Source organism: Streptococcus pseudopneumoniae (assembly GCF_001072375.1).
GTDB lineage: Bacteria > Bacillota > Bacilli > Lactobacillales > Streptococcaceae > Streptococcus > Streptococcus pseudopneumoniae_L.
On sequence record NZ_JVKV01000117.1, the window covers coordinates 1 to 7041 of the forward strand.

The following is a 7041-nucleotide window of genomic DNA, read 5'->3' on the forward strand; positions in this document are numbered from 1 at the left end:
TTCGCTACTGGGGTGTTCTTATCTGCATCGCTACGTGGATCTTTTACAGTAACCTTAACTGGAACTTCATAAGTTAACGAATCTGGGTAAGTAACTACTACTATCGCGTCTTTTTCACCTGGTGTTGTTGTATCTACTGGTGTCTTGAACTCTGCTTTTGTTCCCTTAGGAAGTTTGTCAAAGTTTCCGATTGAAGCTTCTGCTTTTGGTTCCTCACCAACTTTAACAGTTTGATCTTTAGCTGTTGGAGTGTTGTTTTCTGCAGATGTCTTATCTGGATCTTCTACAGTTACTTTAACTGGAACTTCATCTTTAGATCCGTCTGGGTATGTTACAACTACTGTCGCGTCTTTTTCACCTGGTGTTTCTGTATCTACTGGCGTCTTATAAGCAAAGCTAGTACCATATGGAAGGTCATCAGCATTGTCGATTGAGCCTTTAGCGTCTGGTGTTGAACCCTTGTAAATGTCTTGAGCTTTAGCTTTTGGATCGTTCTTATCTGCATCGCTACGTGGATCTTTTACAGTTACTTTAACTGGAACTTCATCAGTTGACTTATCGGGATAAGTAACTACTACTATCGCGTCTTTTTCACCTTTGGTTGCTGTATCTACTGGTGTCTTATAAGCAAAGGTAGTACCACTTGGAAGTTCACCAGCATTGGCGATTGAGTTTTTAGCGTCTGGTGTTTCACCTTGTTTAACAGTTTGATTTTTAGCTGTTGGTGTGTACTTGTCTGTTTCCCTAGCAGCTGGAGTAACTAAGTATGCTGCTGCAATCTTATCTGTAGATTTATCAGGATAAGTAATGACAAGGTTTCCTTTTTCATCGACACTATATGTAGTACCTGGAGGGAAACTTGCATTTGCTTTTGTAGTTGCTGCGATAATCTTATTTTTTTCATCTTCGCTAACATTGTTAGGATTAGCAACTTCTACTTTTTCACCTGGAACAGCATCAAGCTTCTTAGTAAGTTCCAAAACGGTAACTTTCAGGTCTCTCGTTACAACTGCATTTTTCTTACTTCTAACTGCGAAGGTCACAACAGTATCACCCGCTGGTTGGTCCCAAGCAACAGTACCTCCGTATCCGGCTGAACGTTGTCTAATGGTATCTGTTCCAGCTGTCGATATGTAATAACCTGTAGGTTTCAAGCCCTTGACAGCTGTTGGATTGTTAGGAACCCAGAAGTTTTGAATCGCATTAGATGCTGCTGTAACACCAACATTAACAGATTCACCTGGATAAACAGTGATATGTGATCTGGTAACGAGAAGTTGGGTATTATCGTTTCCTCTTGAAACACCTCCGTCCACTTCAGGCTTTTCTGCACGAGTCGCTGTAATCGGAGTGCTCTTAGGAGATTCACTTCCACCTGCTGGTGTAGCTGTCGCTGTAATTTGTCCTTCTGGAAGACTATTAATTGGAGAGATAGTAGCAATACCTTGATCGTTTGCTACGGCTTCGCCGATCACAACTCCGTCATTATTGTAAAGCTTCACTGTAGAACCAGGTTCTGCTTTAACTGTCACATCAGTTGGCGTACTTGCTTTACCTGATAGATCTGAAGTGATCTCTGGCGCTTGGCCTGCTGGCTTATTAGTATCAGCAGGTTTATTTGATGGAGTAACTAGATATGAAGCGTCAATCTTATCTGTTGATTTATCAGGATATGTAACGACAAGATTTCCTCTTTGATCAACATTATATAAAGTGCCTGGAGGGAAACTTGCATTTGCTTTTTTAGTTGCTGCGATAATTTTATTTTTCTCGTCTTCAGAAACATTGTTAAGATCAGCAACTTCTACTTTTTCACCTGGAACAGCATCAAGCTTCTTAGTAAGTTCCAAAACGGTAACTTTCAGGTCTCTCGTTACAACTACATTATTCTTACTTCTAACTGCGAAGGTCACAACAGTATCACCTGCTGGTTGGTCCCAAGCAACAGTACCTCCGTATCCGTTATTACGTCTTTTATAGGTCTCTGTCCCAGCTGTCTTTAGGTAAACACCTGTAGGTAGCAAGCCCTTGACACCGTCTGGATTTTTAGGAACCGAAAAGTTTTCCATCTCTTGAGATACTGCTACAACACCAATCTTAACAGATTCACCTGGATAAACAGTGATGTGTGATTTGGTAACGAGTAGTTGGGTATTATCACTATCGTTCCCTCTTGAAACACCACCTTCTACAGTTGTCAATGTTGGTCGTGTCGCTGTTACAGGTGCACTCTTAGGAGACTCACTTTCGCCTGCTGGTGTAGCTGTAGCAGTGATTTCACCTACAGGAAGGCTATTTGTTGGCGTAACAGTAGCTACACCTTGAGCATTTGCTACTGCTTGACCGATAACAGCACCATCAGTATTGTAGAGTTTAACAGTTGAACCTGCTGGTGCTTGGACAGTTACATCCGTTGCAGAACTTCCTTTTCCATCAAGGTTTGAAGTGATGACTGGAGCCGCTACTGCTGCACGTGCTCTACGTGGTTTAGCTACTTGAGAGCCATCTTTAATAGTTTGAGCTGCTGACAAGCTTGCAGTTGAACCATCTGCAAAAGTAACAACTACTGATCCGTCTGCTTGAACTTGAACATCAGTTGCTGCAGAGTTAGCTGCCTTAACAGCTGCTACTACTTTTGCTTTTTCTTCATCAGTAAGTGCTGATGGATTGTAGACCACTGTCACCTCTGGAGCTTGGATGCTATCTGCTTCCTTAGCTTTTTCAGTCGCAACTACTGGTTCTTCTTTAGAATTTTGAGTAGTTTCAACTTTTTTTTCAGCCACTGCTGCTGGAGCTACTTCTACAGCTGGTGCTGCATAAGTTGTTTTCTCTTCAGCTGCAGCTGGCTTAACCCCCTCTGCTGTAGAGCTAGCTTCTGGCTTAGCGTCTACTGCATCTGCTTTGACTGATGGAGCTACTAATGCTGCCCCAACCGCAAAAACAAGCGAACAACCGAAAAGGAAATGTTTTCCTTTTTTGATCATACGCCAATTCTTTTGTTCTGCATTTTTTCGATTAAAATACATGAATCTTTTCTCCTAATTTTAAAAATTATAGCATGTCTTTAACATACAATTTCAATTATAAAACATAGCTTTGTTTTAGTCAATTTTTTTAAACTATTATATTTGAAAAATTTTTTCGATACAATAAAATTCTAAAATAATGATTTTTTTACTAAAACACAATATATTAAATCCAGACAATTTCTTTGTTTTTTTGATTTACTTGTGATATAATAACTAACATCTAAAAAAATCTGATTTTTGTTTGTTATAATCAATTTTATTACAGGAGGAACGATTTATGAGAGCCCTATTGACTCAAAAAGAACAAAGGCAATTAAGAATTTTAGAATATTTATTTGAAAATCCAGACTGGATCCACCTAGATCCCCTAGCAGAAGACCTAGATATCAACACCCGTATCATTAAAAGCGATATCAAGGAGATGCGCGAAGTCCTCTCTTGCTTCGAAATCCAATCTTCAACAGCTGGTATCAGGCTGGCCAACCCTAAAAACTTGGGTATTGAACGAATTTACCGCCACATTTTACAAGATTCTTCTAACTTCCAAGTTTTGAGAGCATTCTTTTTATTAGAAGAACCATTTACCTATGAACATCTAGCTCAAAACCTTGATGTCTCACTACCTGCACTTCGCAAAAAAGTAGCTGAGATCAATCATACCTTACAAAATAAATACCGCTTCAAACTCAAGGTCACTCCAATCTCTATCATTGGAGACGAAAAGGACATCCGCTTCTTCTTCGCCCAGTATTTCCATGAAGCCTATGGTTACTTCAAATGGCCATTTACTGATTCTAAGAAAGACATTGAAGAATTTGTTGCTTTCTTTCTTAAAATGACAGGATTTCCTGCCAACTATGCTAACTTGTTGCAGCTAGAAACACAAATAGCTGTTAATTTGCACCGATTTAAGATTGGCGCTACCATCCAAACAATGAGTGATTCTACAAATGATCTTCCTTTATATGATCAACTGTCGGAGTTCCAAGATCAATTCGAACCATTGGCTAAGCGTCTGAATATCGAGGTTAACCGTCATACCTTAGAACAAATCTTTGATTCATATACTCAAAAAGGAATCTTCTTTACTGTTGAAGAATTTCTAGCTGCCCGTTCAGAAGACAAACAGGTTGATCACTCTTACCACGCTGCTCGAGATGTCCTCGATAACTTGACTCGTGAATTCGGGATTCACTTTACAAATACTGACGAGCTAGTTTGGCACTTGCACAATACTGCTCTTCTTGAACGTCAAGAGATCAACTCAGAATCCATCATTTCTCATAATAAATCCTATACGCTCAATAAATTCAAGAAATTCTTCCCTGAATTTTACGAAGCAGCTGTTTTCGAAATGATGCGTTATAAGTCTAGCTTGGGACAAAAAGAACAGGCGCATGCTGTTGTCCATCTGGTATACACTCTCTTGACCCACGCTTCAGATTTGATGGAACAACTGTTAGAATCTCAGAATAAGGTCCGTGTCCTCGTTTTTAGCGAGTTTGACTTTGCTCATCCTCACGCTCTCATCTCCCTCTATAAATACTACACCTCTAAAAATATCCAGTTTGAAACTTGGGACAAGGAAACACTAGATGTTGATGAGATTATGAATGCTGGATATGATGCCATTTTAACAAACTTCGATATAGATGGACTAAAACATCCAAATCTAATCAATATCGGTCGCATGTCCAATCTTCAGGTTATTAATGAGCTCAACACAATCTCGATTGGCAAGCTTTAAGGAAGCCTATTGAAGAATAGAATTGCTCAGGCATCCGAATCTTGGAGAACAATTTCTATAACCTATAAAAGAGAAGAGACCGGAACTCCGATAATTGAAGTTCTGGTCTCTTCTCTTTTTACTATTTTGATTTTTTAAAAAAAGAAATTCAGTGCTTTAAACCGAAAAGACTCTTTCTGCTGCTTGTATAGTTTCTATTTCTCTATCCTTGCTTCTGCATCTGCTACTACTTGGGCAAGACTGGTTTGACCCAACTCCTGCTCCATAGCCAGCTGAATCTTTTGTAATTTTTCATCTAAAACCCCATGGATATTTGCACCAACTGGACAGGCTGGATTGGGATTGTCATGAAAACTAAAGAGTTGACCTGTCTTTCCTAGACACTCAACTGCTTGGTAAACATCTAAAAGACTGATATCCTCTAGGTCTTTGATGATCTCTGCTCCACCAGTTCCACGCGTAACTGAGATCAACTCCGCCTTTTTCAGTTGAGATAAGGTCTTACGGATAATGACAGGATTAACTCCAACGCTACTAGCAAGAAAATCACTGGTCACCTTACTTTCTTTCCCTTTCAAGGCTATGATAATCAACATATGGGTCGCGATGGTAAATCGACTTGAAATTTGCATAAGGTTCTCCTTTTTCTATTAGACTAGTTCGTTTTTTACTTATATTTATTATATCTCTTGTAGTTGTAATGTCAAGAGTTACCACTTAACCAGTCATCTAGTTCTGCATCATGACCTTGACTTTGGGCAATTTCATGAAGTAGTTCCTGATTATGGGTATGGTGAATCCCATTAACCAAGCTTTCATAATAAACTTGATAGTATGGTAAATTTAAGTCTTTGGCTAGCTGTAATTCTGCCTCAATATCATAATCGACCCGACGAAAATCGATATCTTTCAAGCCTTTTTCATCAAATTCTAATATCATGTACTGGGCCCGCAAGTCCTTGCGTAAATTCTCAGATAAAAAGAAGGGTTGCCCAATGGAACCTGGATTCAGGATAAGCTGGCCACCACTACCATAACGAAGAAACTGTTGATGGATATGACCGTATATGGCGATATCACAGTCTGGATTGGTGACAAGACGGTCAAAGTCCTCTTGCTTCCCAAGATGAATCAACTCTCGTCCCCAATTTTTATCAGGCAAGTGGTGGCTAATCCCTAGCTTCAAATCTCCAAACTGGAGGTGCACTTGCATGGGATAGTCCTGCAGTGCCTCAATCTCCTCGATGCTGAGTTCTTCCATGATATACTGACACTGGCGTAAGAGATAACGATGACTGGGTCTGGTTTCATCTAACTGACGATGGCAGGCGCGCCACAAGCTCTCCTCCCAATTCCCTAAAACTCTAAGGGTGATTGGTAAAGTGTCCAAGATCTGGAGAATATTTTTTCGTCCTGTTCCAGGCATGAGGATATCTCCCAAGAGCCAATACTCATCAACCTCTGACTTCTGGGCATCTGCCAGAACAGCTTCTAAGGCTGTTGTATTGCCATGTATATCCGATAATACTGCGATTTTTGTCATATCTCTTCCTCTTAGCTTTTCTAGTTTTATTATAACAAACTCCAAGTCAAAGTCAAAAAGCATCTATATTCCTATCGTTTTTTACTTTACTTTTTTAGTGAAAAGGAATACAATGAAGGTAATAAGAATGAGGAGGTTTTTGCTATGGCACAACGTTATGAAAACATCATGGTAGCGGTTGACGGTTCTAAGGAAGCTGACTTGGCTTTCATCAAAGGGGTTCATTCAGCACTACGTAACCAGGCAAAACTAACGATTGCCCATGTCATTGACACACGTGCTCTTCAAAGCATCTCAACATTTGATGCCGAAGTTTACGAAGAATTGCAAGTCGAGGCCAACGATTTGATGGCTGAATATGAAAAGCGTGCAAAAGATGATGGGCTCACAGACATTAAAGTTGTTATTGAGATGGGAAATCCTAAAACTCTCTTAGCTAAAACAATTCCAGACAAAGAAAAGGTTGATTTGATTTTAGTTGGGGCAACAGGACTCAATGCCTTTGAACGTCTGCTAGTTGGTTCTTCATCAGAATATATCCTACGCCATACCAGTGTAGACCTTCTCGTCGTTAGAGATAAGGATAAAACTTTGTAATAAAAACAGAAATGAGGTTGGGATTTTTCTCCTAACCTCATTTTTTTATAAACTATTGATGTCGTAGTTGAAACTAGGAACTCATACTCTTCGAAAATCAAATTCAAACCACGTCAGCTTCACCT

At 39.7% G+C, this 7041-nt stretch carries 5 protein-coding genes; 2 read left to right on the forward strand and 3 right to left on the reverse strand.

The window, feature by feature from the left end:
- Positions 1–3026, reverse strand: a 3026-nt coding sequence (locus tag ADH31_RS10170; RefSeq protein ID WP_275043527.1) for a Rib/alpha-like domain-containing protein, incomplete at its 3' end; no start/stop codon positions are given.
- Positions 3027–3306: 280 nt separating this feature from the next.
- Between ADH31_RS10170 and ADH31_RS09545 the strand changes: the two genes are divergently transcribed.
- Positions 3307–4776 carry a M protein trans-acting positive regulator PRD domain-containing protein gene (locus ADH31_RS09545; protein ID WP_049510450.1) on the forward strand — a complete coding sequence of 490 codons (1470 nt, stop codon included), beginning with the start codon at positions 3307–3309 and terminating at the stop codon, positions 4774–4776.
- 194 nt (positions 4777–4970) lie between these two features.
- Here the strand turns inward: ADH31_RS09545 and ADH31_RS09550 are convergent, their stop codons facing one another.
- Positions 4971–5408 (reverse strand): Rrf2 family transcriptional regulator, encoded by a 438-nt coding sequence (locus ADH31_RS09550; RefSeq protein WP_049510452.1) that lies wholly within the window; start codon positions 5406–5408, stop codon positions 4971–4973.
- A 71-nt stretch (positions 5409–5479) separates the two neighbouring features.
- Complete coding sequence (locus ADH31_RS09555; RefSeq protein ID WP_049510457.1) at positions 5480–6319, reverse strand: metallophosphoesterase family protein; 840 nt, start codon at positions 6317–6319, stop codon at positions 5480–5482.
- Between the two features lie 144 nt (positions 6320–6463).
- Between ADH31_RS09555 and ADH31_RS09560 the strand changes: the two genes are divergently transcribed.
- Positions 6464–6916 carry a universal stress protein gene (locus tag ADH31_RS09560; protein ID WP_049510453.1) on the forward strand — a complete coding sequence of 151 codons (453 nt, stop codon included), beginning with the start codon at positions 6464–6466 and terminating at the stop codon, positions 6914–6916.
- The last annotated feature ends 125 nt before the right edge of the window (positions 6917–7041 follow it).